The sequence below is a fragment of the Acidisoma cellulosilyticum genome, from assembly GCF_020621385.1.
Lineage (GTDB): Bacteria > Pseudomonadota > Alphaproteobacteria > Acetobacterales > Acetobacteraceae > Acidisoma > Acidisoma cellulosilyticum.
The window spans coordinates 622,596-639,085 of record NZ_JAESVA010000001.1; the positions used below are offsets into that span (position 1 = coordinate 622,596).

Consider the following 16,490-nt stretch of genomic DNA (forward strand, 5'->3'; position numbering starts at 1 on the left):
CATCAGCCATGAGAGGGGGGCACTAATCAACCCCCCGTCAGAGCAACCCAATCCTTAAGCTTTGCGATAAGCGCAGGGCCATCCCCCTCAATGAACAATATCTTAAATCTCGCGGTCTCCCCCGACCGGATGGAAATACTGGTTTTCCGCAAGCCCAAAGCCTCGGCCAGATAGCCGATCAAGGCCTTGTTCGCGGCCCCCTCGACCGGCGGCGCCGATAGCCGCAATTGCAACATCGGCCTGCCGTCGGCGCCTTGCACGATTCCATCGAGGCCGTTGCGGCTGGCGCGCGGGGTCAACCGCACCGCCAGCCGCACGCCACCCTTTTCAGCGGCGAAAGGCATTGCCGCGGCTGTCATCCGCCCCGACTCAGCAAAAACTCTCAACCATAGCTATGCGCGTATTGGATGAAGCCGGAGCGTTTGGCGACTTTGTTATAGAGCGCCTGGGCCGTGCTGTTCGTCTCATGCGTATGCCAATAGACGCTTTCGCAACCGGCGGCCTTGGCCGTGTCACAGCAATGGGCGATCAGCGCCCGGCCGACCCCGGTGCCGCGCATCGCCGGTAGCGTGAACAAGTCGTTCAGGTAGCAGAGATCGCCGACCGTCCAGGTGTTGCGGTGATAGAGGAAATGAACAAGGCCGACCGCCTTCTCACCGTCCCAGGCGAGGGCCGCGAAGACCGGTTCCGCCGCATCCAGCATCCGCGACCAGAGCGTATCGGTCACAAGGTCCGACAGGCTCACCTCATAGAAGGTCTGATAGCCGAGCCAGAGCGGCATCCAGGCATCCCGGTCTTCTGGCCGCATGGGGACAATCCGCACTGCACTCATCCGATCATTCCTTTTCTCATGTCTGCTTGGCGCGAGCTTAGGGCGAGTGATCAGACGACAGAAGAGGACGCATCGACAAGAACGCGCGGAAATATTATTTCTATATCGAATCTATATATTGAGGGGCCGTCATGGACGGGGACTGTGTTTGCGGCAGCGGACTGAAACGGCTGCGCTGTTGCGGCTGGCGCCTGTCCGACCTGAGCGGCGCGACCGCCGTCGCCCGTTTGCAGCCTTTGGTCGAAGCAGCGGCCCGCCTGATCGCGTCCGGACAGGATGCGGAAGGTGAATGTCTGCTGCTCGACGCGCTGGACCTCGCCCCGGATTGCCTGCCCGCCGTGCTGGAACTGGCAGCGCTGCGGCAAAGACAGCAGAATATCCCAGCCGCCGCGGTGCTATGGCGGCGCGTCTTGCGGCTTGCCCCCAATCACCTGGGCGCCACGCTCTCGCTCGGGATGAGCCTGTTCGGCCAGGCCAGGCTCAGCGAAGCCGAGGCCCAGGCGCGCAACGCCATCCGCATCGCACCGGACAGTGCAGCCGCCCATAATCTGATGGGCATGATCCTGACGGAGGCCAATCGCCCGCAGATCGGCGAATACCATTACCGCCGCGTCTTGGCGCTGTCGGGCAGCCGCGACCCGATCCTGCTCGCGAATCTCGCCTGGAATCTGAAAACCCAAGGCCGGATGGAGGAAGCCCGCAGGCTGTATCACGAATCCCTCCGCACGGCGCCGACGGTTCGGCAGACGCTCCTTGGCTTCGCCCGGCTGGAAGAGGCAGACCGCCGTTTCGATACGGCCCAGGCGGTGCTTGATATCAGCGATATCGCCTATCCGAACGATGCACAGGCGCAGCTGGCCCGCGCCGTCATTTTGGGCCGCATCGGCAAACGCTCGGAGGCGATTGCGGTGATCGACGGGCTGGCCGGGCGACATGACACTGGCCTCGGCCCCGCCAGGCTCGGCCCCGCCGGGCTGGGCCCTGCCGAATTGCTCGAAAAAGGCCGGCTGCTCGACAAGCTCGACCGGTTCGACGACGCCTGGACGGCCTTTGCCGACGGCAAGCGGCGGGCCATGGCGCTTTCCGGTCAGACTTATCTGAACGAGGCGGCGGCCGCGATGATCGCGCGGCTGCGCGGTTTTTTCACGGCCTCCCGCCTGGCACTTCTGCCCCGAGCGACCTTGCGGGCGAACGAGGCACAGCCGATCTTCATCCTCGGCTTTCCGCGATCCGGCACGACTTTGGTGGAACAAAGCCTGTCCGCCCATCCCGCGATCGCGGCGGGTGACGAACTGCCCTTGATCCACGATTTGACTGAGACGCTGCCAAGGCTGCTCGGCAGCCCCCTCGGCTATCCCGATGCGCTCTCGGAACTCTGGATGGGCGATCAGCGTGCGGGGTTGGACCTGCTGCGCGACGTCTATCTGCAGCGCGCCCGTCAACTCGGTGTCGGTCGCACCCTGCCGGGGGAACCCGCGCCGCGGCATTTCACCGATAAGATGCCGCTGAACGAAACCCATCTCGGGCTGATTGCTCTGATCTTTCCGGCGTCACCGTTGATTCATGTCATCCGCCATCCGCTCGACATCATGGTCTCGGCCTTTTCCAACCATTTCACGCATGGCTTCTGCTGTGCGACAGCGCTGGAAACGGCCGCCCTGCACTACGCCCGCATTGTCGATCTTGTTGCCCACTACCGGGCGGAAATGCCCGAAGCCCGGTACCTTTGCGTCCGCTACGAAGACATCGTCGCCCAGCAGGAGGCAAGCATTCGCGGCCTGCTGGAAGCGATCGGGGAAGATTTCGACCCAGCCTGTCTGACCTTCCACCAGAACCAGCGCTACGCCCGCACGGCGAGCTACGCCCAGGTGACAGAGCCGCTGTATGATCGTTCGGTCGGCCGCTGGCGGCAGTATCGCCGTCAATTGGCGCCGGTCCTCCCTATCCTTGCGCCCGCGATGGCGCGGTTAGGCTACGACGTTTCCTGACCGGTTCCTTGGCTATCCTGATCAAGTCATAGCGGCACCGCTTGCGCAGCATGGGGCCGAGAGGCATCACTCTCTGCATTCAGAGTAAATTGCGACGGATCGGACGGGGCTCGGAAAGACTATGCAGCGCGAATCGATGGAATTCGACACGGTGATCGTGGGTGCGGGACCGGCGGGGCTGGCGGCGGCCATTCGCCTCAAGCAGCTGGAGCCCGACGCCACGGTCTGCGTCGTGGAAAAAGGTAGCGAGGTCGGCGCCCATATTCTGTCGGGCGCGGTCATCGAACCGCGCGCATTGGAAGAGCTGCTGCCGAATTGGCGGGAACTGGACAGCCCGTTGCAGACGGAGGCGAAGGACGACCGCTTCTACTTCCTGACCGAGACGAAAGCCTTCCGCCTGCCGACGCCGCCGCAGATGCATAATCATGGCAATTACATCGTCAGCCTGGGCGATGTCGTGCGCTGGCTGGGCGCGCAAGCCGAAGCGCTGGGGGTTGAAATCTATCCCGGCTTCGCCGCCGCCGAGATTCTGGAAGAGAATGGCCGCATCGTCGGCATCGCGACCGGCGACATGGGCATCGGCAAAACCGGTGACGCCGGGCCCAACCATCAGCCCGGCATGGAACTGCGCGCGCCCTATACGCTGTTTGCCGAGGGCTGCCGTGGCAGCCTGTCCAAACAGCTCATGGCCCGCTTCAAGCTGCGCGACGGCGTCGATCCGCAGACCTACGGCCTCGGCATCAAGGAGCTGTGGGAAATCCCGGCCGCCAAGCACCGGAAAGGATTGATCGAACATACCTTCGGCTGGCCGATGGATAACGAGACCTATGGCGGATCCTGGCTCTATCACCTGGGCGACAATCTCGTCTCCTACGGCTTCGTCATCGGGCTCGACTACAAGAACACTTGGATCTCCCCCTTCGAGGAAATGCAGCGGCTGAAGGCGCATCCGCATGTCGCAAAGCATTTCGAGGGCGGGCGGCGCATCGCCTATGGCGCGCGTGCGCTGAGCGAGGGCGGCTTGCAGTCGATCCCGCGTCTCACCTTTCCCGGCGGTGCGTTGCTGGGTGACGCGGCGGGCTTCCTCAACGTGCCGAAGATCAAGGGCACGCATGCGGCCATGAAATCCGGCATGATGGCAGCCGAGGCTGTCGCGGAAGCGCGTGCTGCGGCCAAAGCCGAACCCACAAGCTTCACCGACAAGCTGAAGGCCAGCTGGCTGCATACGGAACTCTCCGCCGTGCGCAATATCCGGCCGTCCTTCGCGAAATTCGGCAATTTCGGCGGATTTCTTTATTCCGCCGTCGACACCATGCTGTTCCGCGGCCGCGCCCCCTGGACCCTCCACCACACCCATAGCGATAACGAAGTGCTGCTTCCGGCATCCGAGGATCGCAAGATTGCCTATCCCAAACCTGACGGCGTGCTGACCTTCGACCGCCTGTCTTCCGTTTTCGTAAGCAATACCAATCACGAGGAAGACCAGCCGGTGCATCTGCGTCTGCGCGATGCCTCGAAATGGCTAACCGAGAATTGGGAGAAGTATCAGAGTCCTGAAAGCCGCTATTGTCCGGCCGGGGTTTATGAGGCCGTGGGCATTGCCGAGGGCAATCCGCATTTGCAGATCAACGCGCAGAACTGCGTGCATTGCAAAACATGCGACATCAAGGACCCCACGCAGAACATCGACTGGGCCGTGCCGGAAGGTGCCGGCGGCCCCAATTATCCCGGCGGCATGTGACCGCCCGTGAAGGGAGTACAGGCGATGGACGATAACACGCGCATCTCGCTGGAGGCGGCTGCCTTCCGCAGCCTTGTCGAGCATCTGCAGACCCGAACGGATGTGCAGAATATCGACCTGATGACTCTCGCCGGATTCTGCCGCAACTGCCTATCGCGCTGGTATCGGGAAGCGGCGGAAGCCCGCGGTCTGCCGCTGACGGATGCCGCCGCCCGCGAGCATGTCTACGGCATGCCCTATAAGGAATGGCAGGAGAAGTTCCAGAAGCCCGCGACGGAGGCACAGAAAGCCGCCTTCGCGGCAGCCGAGAGCCAAAAGCCTTCAGCCTGAAAACTTTGATCGCGCGACATCGGCTGATGTCTTCCGATTAATGATGATCGATCAAAAATCCTCTGCCATTGCGTCATGCCACCCCATGATCGCGGCGAAGTGGGTCCCGTTTGATATGAATTTTGTTATTGATCAATAATGACCCCGCTGATCTCAGCGGGTCCGTGACGATGTGAATTTTCGGTTCGGCCGCGTGCTTGGTCGAAGGCAGACAATCGTGATCCGCTTCCCTGATTGACCCCGGACCACTCGGCGGGTTACCTCGCCCGCCCAGATTAGCCTTTCTGCATTCCAAGGAGTTCGCCCATGGCGTTCGATGCCACTGAGACTACCGACGCCGCTTCCCAGGGCAATATTGCGGCCGACCGCCTGCGCAGCATCATCGAGCGTATCGAGCGCCTGGAAGAGGAGCGCAAGGCGCTCTCCAGCGATATCAAGGACATTTATGCCGAGGCCAAGTCGGCCGGCTTCGACGTCGCGGTGCTGCGTCAGCTCATTCGTATCCGCAAGCAGGAGCCGAACGAGGTTGAGGAGCAGGAGACCCTGCTCGACGTCTACCGCCGCGCGCTGGGCATGTGATCAAGGGATCTGGCCAGGGGCAGCGCCCTGGCCAGATCCTCTGCCGCTTACAGGGCCGCGAGAACCGCCTCGGCCTTGCTTGCCTCGAAAGCACCGCCTTCCTCGACGCCCAGGAAAGTCACGACGCCATCCTTGGCGATCAGCGCGTAACGCTGCGAGCGCATGCCCAGGCCGCGCGACATCAGATCCAATTCCAGGCCCATGGCGCGGGCAAAGTCCCCTGAACCGTCGGCCAGCATGACGACCTTGCCTTCGACGCCCTGATCCTTGCCCCAGGCGCCCATCACGAAAGCGTCATTCACGGCGATACAGGCGATGCTATCCACGCCCTTGTCGAAGAATGCCTGGGCGTTCTCGACGAAACCCGGCAGGTGGCGGGCACTGCAGGTGGGCGTGAAGGCGCCGGGCACCGCGAAAAGCACAACCGTCTTGCCGCTAAAAATCGCATCGGTCGTCGTCTGCTCGGGGCCGCCGGCCGCCGCTGCCGTGACCGTCACGTTCGGAATCCTGTCACCGACCTTGATCATGCGTGTCGTCCTTTGTGGAAGAGGAGACAACTCCTCTAGCCCCCGACAGGCGGCCTGTCACCTGGACTTACCCCGGGTCAGGCGCAAAGCTTGAAGCGGCCCATTGCGCGCTTGCGCAGGCCAACCAAAAGGCCAAATACTATGGGATGAGCAGACGCCCGAAATCCGAGACAGCCGCCCAGGTGGCCGCAAGCGAAGCCGATACCGCCCCCGTCGTCCCGGAGCAGGCGAGCGAGCCGACTGACCTTGCCCATCGCGCAGCCGATCGGCTGGCGGGCCAGATTTTGATCGCGATGCCGAGCCTGACGGACCCCAATTTCAACCAAACTGTCATCCTCGTCTGCGCCCATGGCCAGGACGGGGCGATGGGTCTGGTGCTCAACCGCTCGGTCGAGAAGCCGAATTTCAGCGGTTTGATGAAGCAGCTCGATATCCAGCCGAACCCGCCGGCACGCGAAATCCGGCTTTGCGCCGGCGGCCCTGTCGAGAATGTCCGCGGCTTCGTTCTGCATACGGCGGATTGGATGGCCGAGAGCAGCCTGGTCGTTGACGGCGGCTATGGACTGACCACCAGCCTTGACGTGCTGAAGGCGATCGCGGAGGGCGAAGGCCCGCGGCAGGGCCTGCTAGCCCTCGGCTATGCCGGCTGGGGACCAGGACAGTTGGAGGCGGAACTCAGCAGCAATGCCTGGCTGTCGGTTCACCCGGATGAGGGTTTGATCTTCGACGCCGATAATGCATCACGCTGGCGCCGCGCTATGGGCAAGCTTCATATCGACCCATTGCTGCTGTCGCCCACGGCGGGACATGCTTAGACGCCCGCTACGGTAGGGTGTCGCGGCCCGCGACGCTGGCTTTAACGCCAAAAAGAAACGCCCAGCCTACTCGGCTGGGCGTTTCTTGTTTTACGGCAAAACAGGCTGAGAGGCTGCCCGTCCCCCGGGGATCACTCGCTGGCGGCGGCCTTGGTCCGGCGCGTGCCTTTCGGTGCCGCATCGGTGAGCCCGGCGGCCGCCTTGGAGAGAGAGGTCAACAGGCTGATCAGCATATCGACTTGCTTCGGCGAAAACTCCGCCAGCAGCTGCTGTTCACGGGTGATGGCCGCCTGCGCGATACGATCATGCAGACGACGCCCCTTCGCCGTCAGCGCGGTCGCGCGCGACCGGCCGCTTGTGTCGCGGGACAGAACAAGACCCTGCTCTTCCATCCGCGCGAGGCTGCGGCTGACGGCCGCCTTGTCGAGACCTGCGTTCTTGCAGAGGATCGGAGACGTGATCCAAGGATCCGCAGCCAGAGCCACCAGAATATGCCATTCCGACAGACCGATGGTGTAGTGCTTCCGATAGAAGCGCGATGCGCCACCTTCGAGCTTATTGGCAACGGCGCGCACCAGACCTGGCACATACCGGTCTGCCGCGATAACCGTCCCCGCAGAAGCCTTGCTGGTAGCTGCAGATTCTGTAGCGCGAGACGTTTCAGCGCGCTTTACTTTAGAAGTCTGACGTTCGAGCACGAGCTATTTCCCCTCATTTTGAGTAGTCGCTCTCTCAAATATATCAATCAGAGAGAGGTTAAATCGAAATATGGTCTCTCAACCCGCCGCTAGGGTGAAAGCCAAGTAATCCTTAACACTTAGGACAGTAGTGCATCCCGCTTAGCTGACACCGCAAGCGCATGTCCAGAAAACCCTTCGTACTCTGCCAAGGCTTTTGCGTGTTGAGCGAGGTTATCATAACCTGATTTCGTTACATAACCAACAGAAGATCGTTTCATATAGTCGAAAACCGATAGCGGTGACGCCGTACGCGCGGCACCGCCTGTCGGCAGCACCGCATTGGGCCCCAGGAGATAGTTGCCCAGGGTTATCGGCGTATGAGGACCCAACAGTACTTCCCCCGCATTTTTTATGCGTCCGAGCACAGACATTGGTTGTTCTGTCAGAATCTCCAGATGCTCCGGCGCATAGGCGTTAACAAATTCGACCGCCTGGTCAAAGTCGCGCGTCAAGATCACCCCGCCACGGGGACCGGTAAGCACGGCGCGCGAGAAGGCCACACGTCCTGCCTCCATATCCGCCCAATGCCCGGGCAGGGCGGCAATCGCTTCCCGCGCGACGCGCTCGCTCGACGTGACGAGCCAGGCTGAGGAATCGGGACCATGTTCGGACTCGATGATCAGATCGAGCGCTGCCAAAGCGCCGCTGATGCTGTCATCGGTCAGAATGATGGACTCGCTCGGCCCCGCCGGCACGCCGGGATCAATCCGGGTTGAGAGCAAGCGCTTTGCGGCCACAACCCAGGGGCTGCCGGGACCGACGATTTTGTTGCAGCGCGGCACGGTTTCAGTGCCATAGGCAACCGCCGCGACACCTTGCGCGCCACCGCACTTATATATCTCTTTTATGCCGGTCAGCCTGGCTGCCACCAGCGTTCCTGCGTCAACCAGCCCATCGGGTCCGGGCGGCGTGACGATAATCGGCCGCGCAACGCCCGCGACGATCGCGGGCACCGAGGTCATGATCGTGACGCTGGGAAAGGCTCCCTTGCCGCGGGGGACATAACAAGCAACCGACGCGATCGGCAGGAAACGATCTCCGGCCCAGGCACCGGGATGGATTTCCTTCAGCCACATCTCCTCAGGGCGCTGTGCTTCATGGAAGCGCCGGACAGCGTCGATCGCCACTTCAATTGCGCGCACGACAGTCGGCGGAACTTTGTTGAAGGCATCCTCAACATCCGCATCCGTCGCCCGCAGAGATGCGAGGTCCCCCTCAACTTTGTCGAATTCCCGTGCGAATCGACGAAGCGCGGCATCGCCTTCCGTCCGCACCGCCTCGATAATATGCGCCGCTCCATCAAGGAACTGCGAAAGATCCGCTTCCGTGCGGGTCAAAAGTTCAGCCGGAATAGCCTCACGATTGGAAATATCATGAAAATTCACCGACACCGATGTCAACCCAACCTCACCATTAACCTGAACGACAGGATCCGGAGACAAATGCCCGCTTAAGACAGCGCCGAATCGCCCATGCCGTATTAATGCCTACTCTTGATCGCGAAAGCACGGCATGTTTTCCAGGTTAGCGCTTTTTAACCGCGTTGATCCCGAGCTTGTCCCTTATCAAATGGTTGAGGCTAGCCGCCATGAACTGTCCAAGCTTCTCACTTGATAACAAAACCGCCCTGGTCACCGGGGCATCACGCGGCATTGGCCAGGCCATCGCTTTGGCCTTGGCCCAGGCTGGCGCTGAGGTGATTGTCACCGCGCGCGACAAAAGCAGCCTGGAGGAAACCGCGGCGCTGATCGCAGAATCCGGCGGGATATATCACGTTGACATCTTAGATGTATGCGATCCCGAAAGTATCGCGGCCTGTTTCGAAAAGGCTGGTTCGCGACTTAACATTCTCGTTAACAACGCCGGTATAGAGGAAGTGCGGCCTTCCCTCGATGTTGATTTACTACTTTGGGACAGGATCTTAGGAACGAATCTCCGCGGCGGTTTCTTCTGCGCTCAGGCGGCCGCAAGCCGGATGATCAGGGAGAATAAGGACCCGCGCGGCGGCGTGATACTTAACCTTTGTTCTCTGACCTCCGAAGTTGGCATTCCAACCGCCGTTCCATACGGCGCCTCCAAAAGCGGTCTCCTCGGCATGACCCGCGCGCTCGCCGCGGAATGGGGGCCCATGGGCATTCGCGTCAACGGAATCGGTCCCGGCTATTTCCAGACCGCTATGACAGCGCCTTTCTATGCCGATGCCGATTGGCAGGACCGGATGCTGGGTAAAATCCCGCTCGGTCGCTTCGGGCGCATGGAGGATCTGATGGGGGCAGCCGTTTTCCTCTGCTCGGACGCCGCCGCCTATGTCACCGGTCAAGTGCTCTATGTTGACGGCGGAACACTCGCGGCACTTTAGCCTGACTACGCAGTCACGTGCGAGCGCGACTGAATCTCACCTTTTTTCGATACCAAAACATCCATCGACCTATCAAACACTTTAGCCTCGAATGATTATTTATCCGACTATTGACTGATCTACCGAATGATGCGCGCCTTGACCGCGCAGGATGCCACCGCAAAGGACGACGGGATAAAGCCAAAGCCCCCGCCAAGCCCCCATCATGCCGCCAGAACCGCTGCACGCGCGCCACAGTCCTTCCCATGGAAGACGACCTTACAGAGCACGAAAAAGGCCGCCTGCGGGATGTGCAGGCGGCCTTTCAAGGCAGTTTGAGGACGAAGGTTGAGCGCCGCGTACAGCCCGATACCTTTGGGCCTGCTTAAGTCAAAGCCTGAGCCTGCTCTAGAGCAGATCCCGGTCAGATGGAATCATCTGCCGGGTAAAGATGCTCGCAAAAACAATAAACTAGAGCGGCGCCTGTGAGCGTAAGCGAACAGGAAACGCTCTAGCCGACGGTCTCGCTGTCGCCGTTCAGGTCGCGGACGACTTCCGGGCGATGGAGCAGGCTGTTAACCTCCATGGCATAGTCGATCGAGGTATCGGCCATGAAGGAGATCATAGGGGCCACCCGCAGACGCATCGAGCGCGCCAGCTGGCTGCGCAGGAAGGGCGCGACCCGCTTCAGGGCGGGCAGCAGCTTGTCGACATCGCTCCGCCCCAGGCGGGTGACATAGGCTGTCGCCTGCCGCAGATCCGGGCTGATGCGGACCTCCGTCACGGTGATGACGATACCGCTCAGCTCATGATCGCGGATGGTGTCGCGGGCGAAAATGTCCGCCAGAAGATGGCGGACTTCTTCAGCGACCCGAAGCTGTCGTTGAGAGGGGGCTGCCGCCTTCACGCCGGCACCAGCTCCCGCTCATAGCATTCCACCATGTCGCCCTCGCGCAGGTCCTGGAAGCCCGCGAAGGAGAGACCGCATTCATAGCTGCGGGCCACTTCCTTCACATCGTCCTTGAAGCGCTTGAGCTGGGACAGATCGCCGGTGTGGATGACCACGTTGTCGCGCAGCAGGCGGACACCCGCACCGCGGCGCACCACGCCCTCGGTAACCATGCAGCCTGCGACCTTGCCGGACTTGGTGATGTCGAAGACCTTACGGATCTCGGCATAGCCCAGGAAGTTCTCGCGCACCTTCGGGGCCATGCGGCCACGAACCAGCTTTTCGACGTCATCCGCCACATCATAGATGATGCTGTAGTAGCGGATATCGACATTCTCGCGCTGCGCGAGTTCACGGGCCTGCACCGTCGCACGGACGTTGAAGGCCACGATAACGGCGCTGGAGGCCTTGGCGAGCTGAATATCGCTCTCCGAAATCTGACCGACGCCGGCCAGCAGCACGCGGACCTTGACTTCCTCATTGGCGAGCTTGAGCACGGTCGCCTGAATGGCTTCAGAGCTACCCTGCACATCCGCCTTGATGACGACGCCGACTTCCTTCTGCACACCGGCCTGAATGCGGGCCAGCATCTGATCCAGCGTGCCACGACCGGCAATCTGACCGGCCGCCGCCTTGTCGCGCAGCTTGCGCTGGCGGAACTCGGCCACTTCACGGGCGCGGGGCTCGTCGTCGACGACTGTGAAGGTCTCGCCGGCAGCCGGAACGGCGGAAAGGCCGAGCACTTCCACCGGCATCGAGGGGCCAGCGGTCTTCACATTGGCGCCGTTCCAGTCGATCAGCGCACGAACACGACCGTATTCAGCACCGGCGACAAGAATATCGCCGGTCCAAAGCGTGCCCTTCTGCACCAGCACCGTCGCAACCGGGCCACGGCCACGATCAAGCCGGCTTTCGATGACGACACCTTCGGCGTCGCGAGTCGGATTGGCCTTCAGATCCAGGACTTCGGCCTGAACCAGGATGGCGTCCTCAAGCTTGTCGAGACCGGTGCGCTTCAACGCGGAGACGTGAATCTCCTGCGTATCGCCGCCCAGGCTTTCGACCACGATCTCATGCTGCAACAGCTCGTTGCGCACGCGCTCGGGATTGGCGCCGGGCTTATCCATCTTATTGATAGCGACGATGATCGGCACATTGGCGGCCTTGGCGTGGCTGATCGCCTCGATCGTCTGGGGCATGACCCCGTCATCGGCGGCCACCACCAGGATCACGATATCGGTGACACTCGCGCCGCGAGAGCGCATGGCCGTGAAGGCCGCATGACCCGGCGTATCGATGAAGGTGATCTTCTCGCCACGGGCGGTCGTGATCTGATAGGCGCCGATATGCTGGGTAATGCCACCCGCTTCGCCCGCCGCCACAGTCGTGTGGCGGAGCGCATCGAGCAGGCTGGTCTTGCCGTGATCGACATGCCCCATGATGGTGACGACCGGCGGCCGCACCATCAGATCTTCTTCGTCGTCGACCTCGCCTTCGAGGCCGATTTCGACGTCGCTCTCGGAAACGCGCTTCACGCGGTGTCCGAATTCCTGAACGATGAGTTCGGCCGTGTCGGCATCGATCGACTGTGTGATCGTCGCCATCACGCCCATTTTCATGAGCGCCTTGACCACTTCACCGGCGCGGGCGGCCATACGATTGGCCAGTTCCTGAACCGTGATCATTTCCGGCAGCACGACGTCGCGAACGACCTTCACCTGATCGGTGCGCAGACGCTCGAGCTCGGCCTGACGGCGCTCGCGGTCACGCTGGCGACGCATCGAGGCGATGCTGCGCACGCGTTCGTCATCACCCTCGATGGCGGCTTGGACATTGATCTTGCCGGTACGACGCCGATCGTCCGTGCCCTTCTTGGGGGCGACGACGGGCGGCTTGCGCGCCGGCAGCACAGTGCCACCGGGGCGACGAACCGGACGCGATTCCTCATCTTCCTCACCGGCACGACCGGCGGGCTTCAGGCGCAACGTCTCGGCCGGGGCGCGCGGCGGCTGAGCCGGACGGGCAGCGGCGGGTGCGCCGCCTGCCGGGTTCGGCACCTGACGCTGCGGCTGCGGTGACGATTGCTGCGCACCGCTGGCCGCGACCGGACGACGTACCGGTTGCTCTTCCGCGGCCGGTTTGCGCTCGATCTGCTCGGCGACGCGACGGTCAGCCTCTTCGGCGGCCTTGCGGCCGGCCTCTTCCTTCTCAAGACGGGCCTGTTCCTCGGCCGCCTTGCGCTCTTCATCCTCGCGGCGGCGCGCTTCTTCGGCAGCCGACAGGATCATGATCTTTTCGCGTTCGCGGGCTTCCGCCTCACGCTTCGCGGCGTCGCGCTTCTGATCTTCCAGCACACGCTGGCGGATCGCGAGCTCGCTCGCGGTCAGCGCGCGTCCGGCGCCCCCCGGACTCTGCCGGCCACCGCCCTGCGGACGGCCACCGCCGCCCGAGGCTGACGGACCGGGAGAGGGAGAGGTCGGCGGCGGTGCGCCAGGCGCCCGCTTTTTCCGCACTTCAACCTGTACTACCTTGGAACGGCCATGGCTGAAGCTCTGGCGCACGGAACCCGCGTCCACGGTCCGCCCCAGTTCCAAACGACCCGCGGGTCGCAGGGACAATCTAGCCTTGCCGTCTTGGTCTTTCGTATCGCTCAATGTCATCCGCCCGGTTGATCAGCATCGGCCCTGGTGCGGCTCATACCGGCCAGGCGCTCACTCTCAGTCAGCAGCATCGTCGCCAGCCGCCCAGCTGATACCGCTATATGCACAGCCTGGTCTCGCCCGAAGATCTGCCCCAATGCCACTGCGGGCAGAGGGGTGACGACGGGAACCACGCGTCCATTTAACAATCTGGCCCGTTCGTCGGGGCTGCCGTCAGAAGCCTGAACAACAACCGCCGCGCGATCCGCGACCAGCCACTCTCGCGCTTTGGTAAATCCACTCACGGCCTGACCAGCGCGTCGGGTCATGCCTAAAATCTCAATCACTCTTCGCTTGAGCGCTGCCTCGATGATGGACGGCAATTCGACCGGCACCAGCACCTCCGTCCGTGCGACACGGGCGAAAGCTTTTCGAGCGAGAGCGGTATCTAACACATCCCGACGCGCGCTCAACCACATTCCCCGTCCGGGCAGCTTTGCCGAGAGGTCAGGGACAATGGCACGGTCGGGCCCCAGAACGAATCGGATCATCACCGAAGGGGATTGACGTTCACGCGTCACGATGCAGCGACGGAGGGGCCCATGCTCCTCCATCATATCTGCATCATCGTCTTCCGCGGCCGGGACAGGAACCGATAGCGCGGTCCCCGCCAACGGCGGCGTCAGTGCGGCGGCTGGCGCCGTCAGACGATCGGGATACTCATTGTGCGTCGGGCTCAGAGCTGCCGTCCTCCGCAAACCAATGCGCCCGCGCCTGCATGATGATTTCGTTCGCCGTTTCCTCATCAAGGCTGGCGCCGACGATTTCGATCAGCTCGTCGGACGCGAGATCGGCCAGATCGTCGAGCGTTTTCACGCCCTTCTCGCCGAGCGCCACCAAGGTCTGCGCGCTGAAGATTTCAAAAGAGGCGACGTCGTCCGTCACGCCCAATTCCACGCGCTTGTCTTCCAACTCGCGGTCGCGACGGGTGATGAATTCCTCGGCGCGGCGAATAAGCTCGCCGCCGACATTCTCATCAAACCCTTCGATCGAGGCAATTTCGTCGATCGGCGTATAGGCCAGTTCTTCCAGCGTCGTGAAGCCTTCGGTCACCAGCAGGCCGGCGATGACGTCATCGACGTCGAGCGCTTCCACGAACAGGCCGGAGCGGCGGCGGAACTCTTCCTGACGACGCTCGCTTTCCTCGGCCTCGGTCAGAATGTCGATATCCCAGCGCGTCAGCTGGCTCGCAAGACGGACATTCTGGCCACGACGGCCGATGGCGAGCGACAACTGGGTATCGGGCACCACGACTTCAACGCGCCCGGTCTCCTCCTCCATCACCACTTTGGTGACTTCGGCCGGTGCCAGCGCATTGACGACAAAGGTCGCGGCCTGCGGGCTCCAGGGAATGATGTCGATCTTCTCGCCCTGCAACTCCTGCACCACGGCCTGAACGCGGCTGCCGCGCATGCCGACGCAGGCGCCGACCGGGTCGATCGACTGGTCGCGGCTGATCACCGCCATCTTGGCGCGGCTGCCGGGGTCACGGGCGACGGCCTTGATCTCGATGATGCCGTCATAGATTTCGGGCACTTCCTGCGCAAAAAGCTTGGCGAGGAAGCCCGGATGCGTGCGGGAGAGGAAAATCTGCGGGCCGCGCGGTTCTTCCCGCACGTCATAGATGAAGGCGCGGACGCGGTCGCCGTTGCGGAAGCTTTCACGGGCAATGAGTTCGTCACGGCGCAGCAGCGCCTCGGCCCGACCGAGATCGACCATGAGGTTGCCGTATTCGGTGCGCTTCACGACACCGTTCACGATTTCGCCGACGCGGTCCTTGAATTCGGAGAACTGGCGGCGACGCTCATACTCGCGCACGCGCTGGACGATGACCTGCTTCGCCGTCTGGGCCGCGATACGGCCGAAATCGATCGGCGGCAGCGGATCGATGATGAATTCGCCGAGGCCGATGCCGGGCTTGAACTTCAGCGCGATATGCAGCGGGATCTGGGTATCTTCGTTCTCGGCCTTCTCGACCACTTCCGTCCAGCGCGACAGACGCACATCGCCACTCTTGCGGTCGATCGTCGCGCGGATGTCTTTCTCATGGCCGTATTTCGCACGACCAGCCTTCTGGATGGCCTGCTCCATGGCTTCCAGAACTTCTTCGCGGTCGATGGACTTTTCGCGCGCGACGGCGTCGGCAACCAGCAGAAGCTCAGGACGGGCTATCGCGGTATCCATGGGCGGGGCCTCTCAGAAACGTCTAAAGCTATGATCCGGCTCAACGATCGACAGCGCTGGATCAGTCGGTAAAGGCAATCAGTGCAGGTCCGGCGGAGCCGAGCCGGCGGTCGCTTCGATCAACGCATCGGTCAGAACCAAGCGTGCCGTTTTAATATCGATCAGCGGAAACTGGACCGCGCTGCCATCATCGAGACGGAGGCTCGCCTGACCGTCAGCGGCGCCAAGGACGACACCAGAGAACCGCCTGCGGCCATCGGGCGTCGGCACGGTCATTTCCACCTTCGCTGCATGGCCGGAAAAGCGGTTCCAGTCACGCGCCCGCGTCAACGGCCGATCAATCCCGGCAGAGCTTACCTCTAAAGTCCAGGCGCCTGGGACAATATCTTCAACGTCCAGCACGGCACCGATCTGATGGCTGATCGTCTCGCAATCCTCGACAGTAATCTGAGTGCCGTCGGCGCGGTCGGCCATGATCTGCACGGTCGGGCGTTCACGGCCCAGCATGCGGACGCGCACCAGCTCAAACCCCATCTCCGCGATGCGGGGCAGGATGATATCAGCCAGACGGGCGTCGAAGCCCGTGTGGTGCGGTATGTTATCGGCGTTCAAAACGACATCGGTCACAGCAAAACAGGCAGCCTTTTGGGCCACCCCCGTCCAAACCAGCGGTAAAGGGAAGAATAGCGATATAGGGGGCATGGTTCGGTGGCGCAAGCGAGAAGCGGCCCCTGCAGGGCAGACCCAGTCTCAGCGCGCCCTGCTCTG

General features: G+C 62.3%; 16 protein-coding genes. 6 read left to right on the forward strand and 10 right to left on the reverse strand.

Translation table 11 applies throughout. From position 1 onward, the window contains the following. Positions 1–26 precede the first annotated feature (26 nt). Positions 27–344 (reverse strand): DUF167 family protein, encoded by a 318-nt coding sequence (locus ACELLULO517_RS02915; protein WP_227305712.1) that lies wholly within the window; start codon positions 342–344, stop codon positions 27–29. Positions 345–382: 38 nt separating this feature from the next. Next, positions 383–808, reverse strand: coding sequence for a GNAT family N-acetyltransferase (locus ACELLULO517_RS02920; RefSeq protein ID WP_227305713.1), 426 nt, complete (start codon positions 806–808; stop codon positions 383–385). 155 nt (positions 809–963) lie between these two features. Here ACELLULO517_RS02920 and ACELLULO517_RS02925 point away from each other — a divergent pair, with 155 nt between their 5' ends. The 4 genes from ACELLULO517_RS02925 (at position 964) to ACELLULO517_RS02940 (ending at position 5,470) form a co-directional block, all read left to right on the forward strand. Further along, a complete protein-coding gene (locus tag ACELLULO517_RS02925) occupies positions 964–2,820 on the forward strand; it encodes a tetratricopeptide repeat-containing sulfotransferase family protein (protein WP_227305716.1) in 1,857 nt (618 codons plus the stop codon). 121 nt (positions 2,821–2,941) lie between these two features. Beyond that, positions 2,942–4,561 (forward strand): electron transfer flavoprotein-ubiquinone oxidoreductase, encoded by a 1,620-nt coding sequence (locus ACELLULO517_RS02930; RefSeq protein WP_227305717.1) that lies wholly within the window; start codon positions 2,942–2,944, stop codon positions 4,559–4,561. Positions 4,562–4,585: 24 nt separating this feature from the next. Continuing rightward, the gene (locus ACELLULO517_RS02935) at positions 4,586–4,891 is read left to right on the forward strand and encodes a DUF1244 domain-containing protein (RefSeq protein WP_227305719.1); all 306 of its coding nucleotides are present in this window, start codon (positions 4,586–4,588) and stop codon (positions 4,889–4,891) included. A 306-nt stretch (positions 4,892–5,197) separates the two neighbouring features. Next, positions 5,198–5,470: a DUF2312 domain-containing protein gene (locus ACELLULO517_RS02940; RefSeq protein WP_227305721.1), complete on the forward strand. Its 273-nt coding sequence runs from the start codon at positions 5,198–5,200 to the stop codon at positions 5,468–5,470. Positions 5,471–5,517: 47 nt separating this feature from the next. Here ACELLULO517_RS02940 and ACELLULO517_RS02945 read toward each other — a convergent pair whose 3' ends face one another. Continuing rightward, positions 5,518–5,997 (reverse strand): peroxiredoxin, encoded by a 480-nt coding sequence (locus ACELLULO517_RS02945; RefSeq protein ID WP_227305723.1) that lies wholly within the window; start codon positions 5,995–5,997, stop codon positions 5,518–5,520. A gap of 146 nt (positions 5,998–6,143) precedes the next feature. On the opposite strand from ACELLULO517_RS02945, the gene ACELLULO517_RS02950 reads away from it, so the two are divergent. Beyond that, positions 6,144–6,812, forward strand: coding sequence for a YqgE/AlgH family protein (locus ACELLULO517_RS02950; RefSeq protein ID WP_406566225.1), 669 nt, complete (start codon positions 6,144–6,146; stop codon positions 6,810–6,812). Between the two features lie 131 nt (positions 6,813–6,943). Here ACELLULO517_RS02950 and ACELLULO517_RS02955 read toward each other — a convergent pair whose 3' ends face one another. Both ACELLULO517_RS02955 and hisD read right to left on the reverse strand, forming a co-directional pair. Further along, the gene (locus tag ACELLULO517_RS02955; protein ID WP_227305725.1) at positions 6,944–7,399 is read right to left on the reverse strand and encodes a MarR family winged helix-turn-helix transcriptional regulator; all 456 of its coding nucleotides are present in this window, start codon (positions 7,397–7,399) and stop codon (positions 6,944–6,946) included. Between the two features lie 230 nt (positions 7,400–7,629). Next, positions 7,630–8,943: a histidinol dehydrogenase gene (hisD, locus tag ACELLULO517_RS02960; protein ID WP_227306061.1), complete on the reverse strand. Its 1,314-nt coding sequence runs from the start codon at positions 8,941–8,943 to the stop codon at positions 7,630–7,632. A 164-nt stretch (positions 8,944–9,107) separates the two neighbouring features. Here hisD and ACELLULO517_RS02965 point away from each other — a divergent pair, with 164 nt between their 5' ends. After that, positions 9,108–9,911, forward strand: a complete 804-nt coding sequence (locus ACELLULO517_RS02965) for an SDR family NAD(P)-dependent oxidoreductase (protein WP_227305727.1) — start codon at positions 9,108–9,110, stop codon at positions 9,909–9,911. Between the two features lie 490 nt (positions 9,912–10,401). Here ACELLULO517_RS02965 and rbfA read toward each other — a convergent pair whose 3' ends face one another. From rbfA to rimP, 5 genes are all read right to left on the reverse strand, one after another. Then, the gene (rbfA, locus tag ACELLULO517_RS02970; RefSeq protein ID WP_227305729.1) at positions 10,402–10,797 is read right to left on the reverse strand and encodes a 30S ribosome-binding factor RbfA; all 396 of its coding nucleotides are present in this window, start codon (positions 10,795–10,797) and stop codon (positions 10,402–10,404) included. Continuing rightward, positions 10,794–13,493 (reverse strand): translation initiation factor IF-2, encoded by a 2,700-nt coding sequence (infB, locus tag ACELLULO517_RS02975; protein ID WP_227305731.1) that lies wholly within the window; start codon positions 13,491–13,493, stop codon positions 10,794–10,796. The genes rbfA and infB overlap by 4 nt, the downstream gene beginning before the upstream one ends. A 2-nt stretch (positions 13,494–13,495) precedes the next feature. Beyond that, a complete protein-coding gene (locus ACELLULO517_RS02980) occupies positions 13,496–14,236 on the reverse strand; it encodes an RNA-binding protein (protein ID WP_406566226.1) in 741 nt (246 codons plus the stop codon). Further along, positions 14,199–15,722 (reverse strand): transcription termination factor NusA, encoded by a 1,524-nt coding sequence (gene nusA, locus ACELLULO517_RS02985; RefSeq protein ID WP_227305735.1) that lies wholly within the window; start codon positions 15,720–15,722, stop codon positions 14,199–14,201. The genes ACELLULO517_RS02980 and nusA overlap by 38 nt, the downstream gene beginning before the upstream one ends. 78 nt (positions 15,723–15,800) lie before the next feature. After that, entirely contained in the window at positions 15,801–16,334 is a 534-nt protein-coding gene (gene rimP / locus ACELLULO517_RS02990; protein ID WP_227306062.1) for a ribosome maturation factor RimP, read from the reverse strand. Between the last annotated feature and the right edge of the window lie 156 nt (positions 16,335–16,490).

What these genes read in the sequence shown, in the direction of transcription:
- ACELLULO517_RS02950 (WP_406566225.1), top strand. Translation starts at nt 6,144, where the DNA reads ATGAGCAGACGCCCGAAATCCGAGACAGCCGCCCAGGTGGCCGCAAGC.
- ACELLULO517_RS02945 (WP_227305723.1), bottom strand. Translation starts at nt 5,997, where the DNA reads ATGATCAAGGTCGGTGACAGGATTCCGAACGTGACGGTCACGGCAGCG.
- ACELLULO517_RS02920 (WP_227305713.1), bottom strand. Translation starts at nt 808, where the DNA reads ATGCGGCCAGAAGACCGGGATGCCTGGATGCCGCTCTGGCTCGGCTAT.
- ACELLULO517_RS02940 (WP_227305721.1), top strand. Translation starts at nt 5,198, where the DNA reads ATGGCGTTCGATGCCACTGAGACTACCGACGCCGCTTCCCAGGGCAAT.
- ACELLULO517_RS02930 (WP_227305717.1), top strand. Translation starts at nt 2,942, where the DNA reads ATGCAGCGCGAATCGATGGAATTCGACACGGTGATCGTGGGTGCGGGA.
- nusA (WP_227305735.1), bottom strand. Translation starts at nt 15,722, where the DNA reads ATGGATACCGCGATAGCCCGTCCTGAGCTTCTGCTGGTTGCCGACGCC.
- ACELLULO517_RS02915 (WP_227305712.1), bottom strand. Translation starts at nt 344, where the DNA reads ATGCCTTTCGCCGCTGAAAAGGGTGGCGTGCGGCTGGCGGTGCGGTTG.
- ACELLULO517_RS02925 (WP_227305716.1), top strand. Translation starts at nt 964, where the DNA reads ATGGACGGGGACTGTGTTTGCGGCAGCGGACTGAAACGGCTGCGCTGT.
- ACELLULO517_RS02935 (WP_227305719.1), top strand. Translation starts at nt 4,586, where the DNA reads ATGGACGATAACACGCGCATCTCGCTGGAGGCGGCTGCCTTCCGCAGC.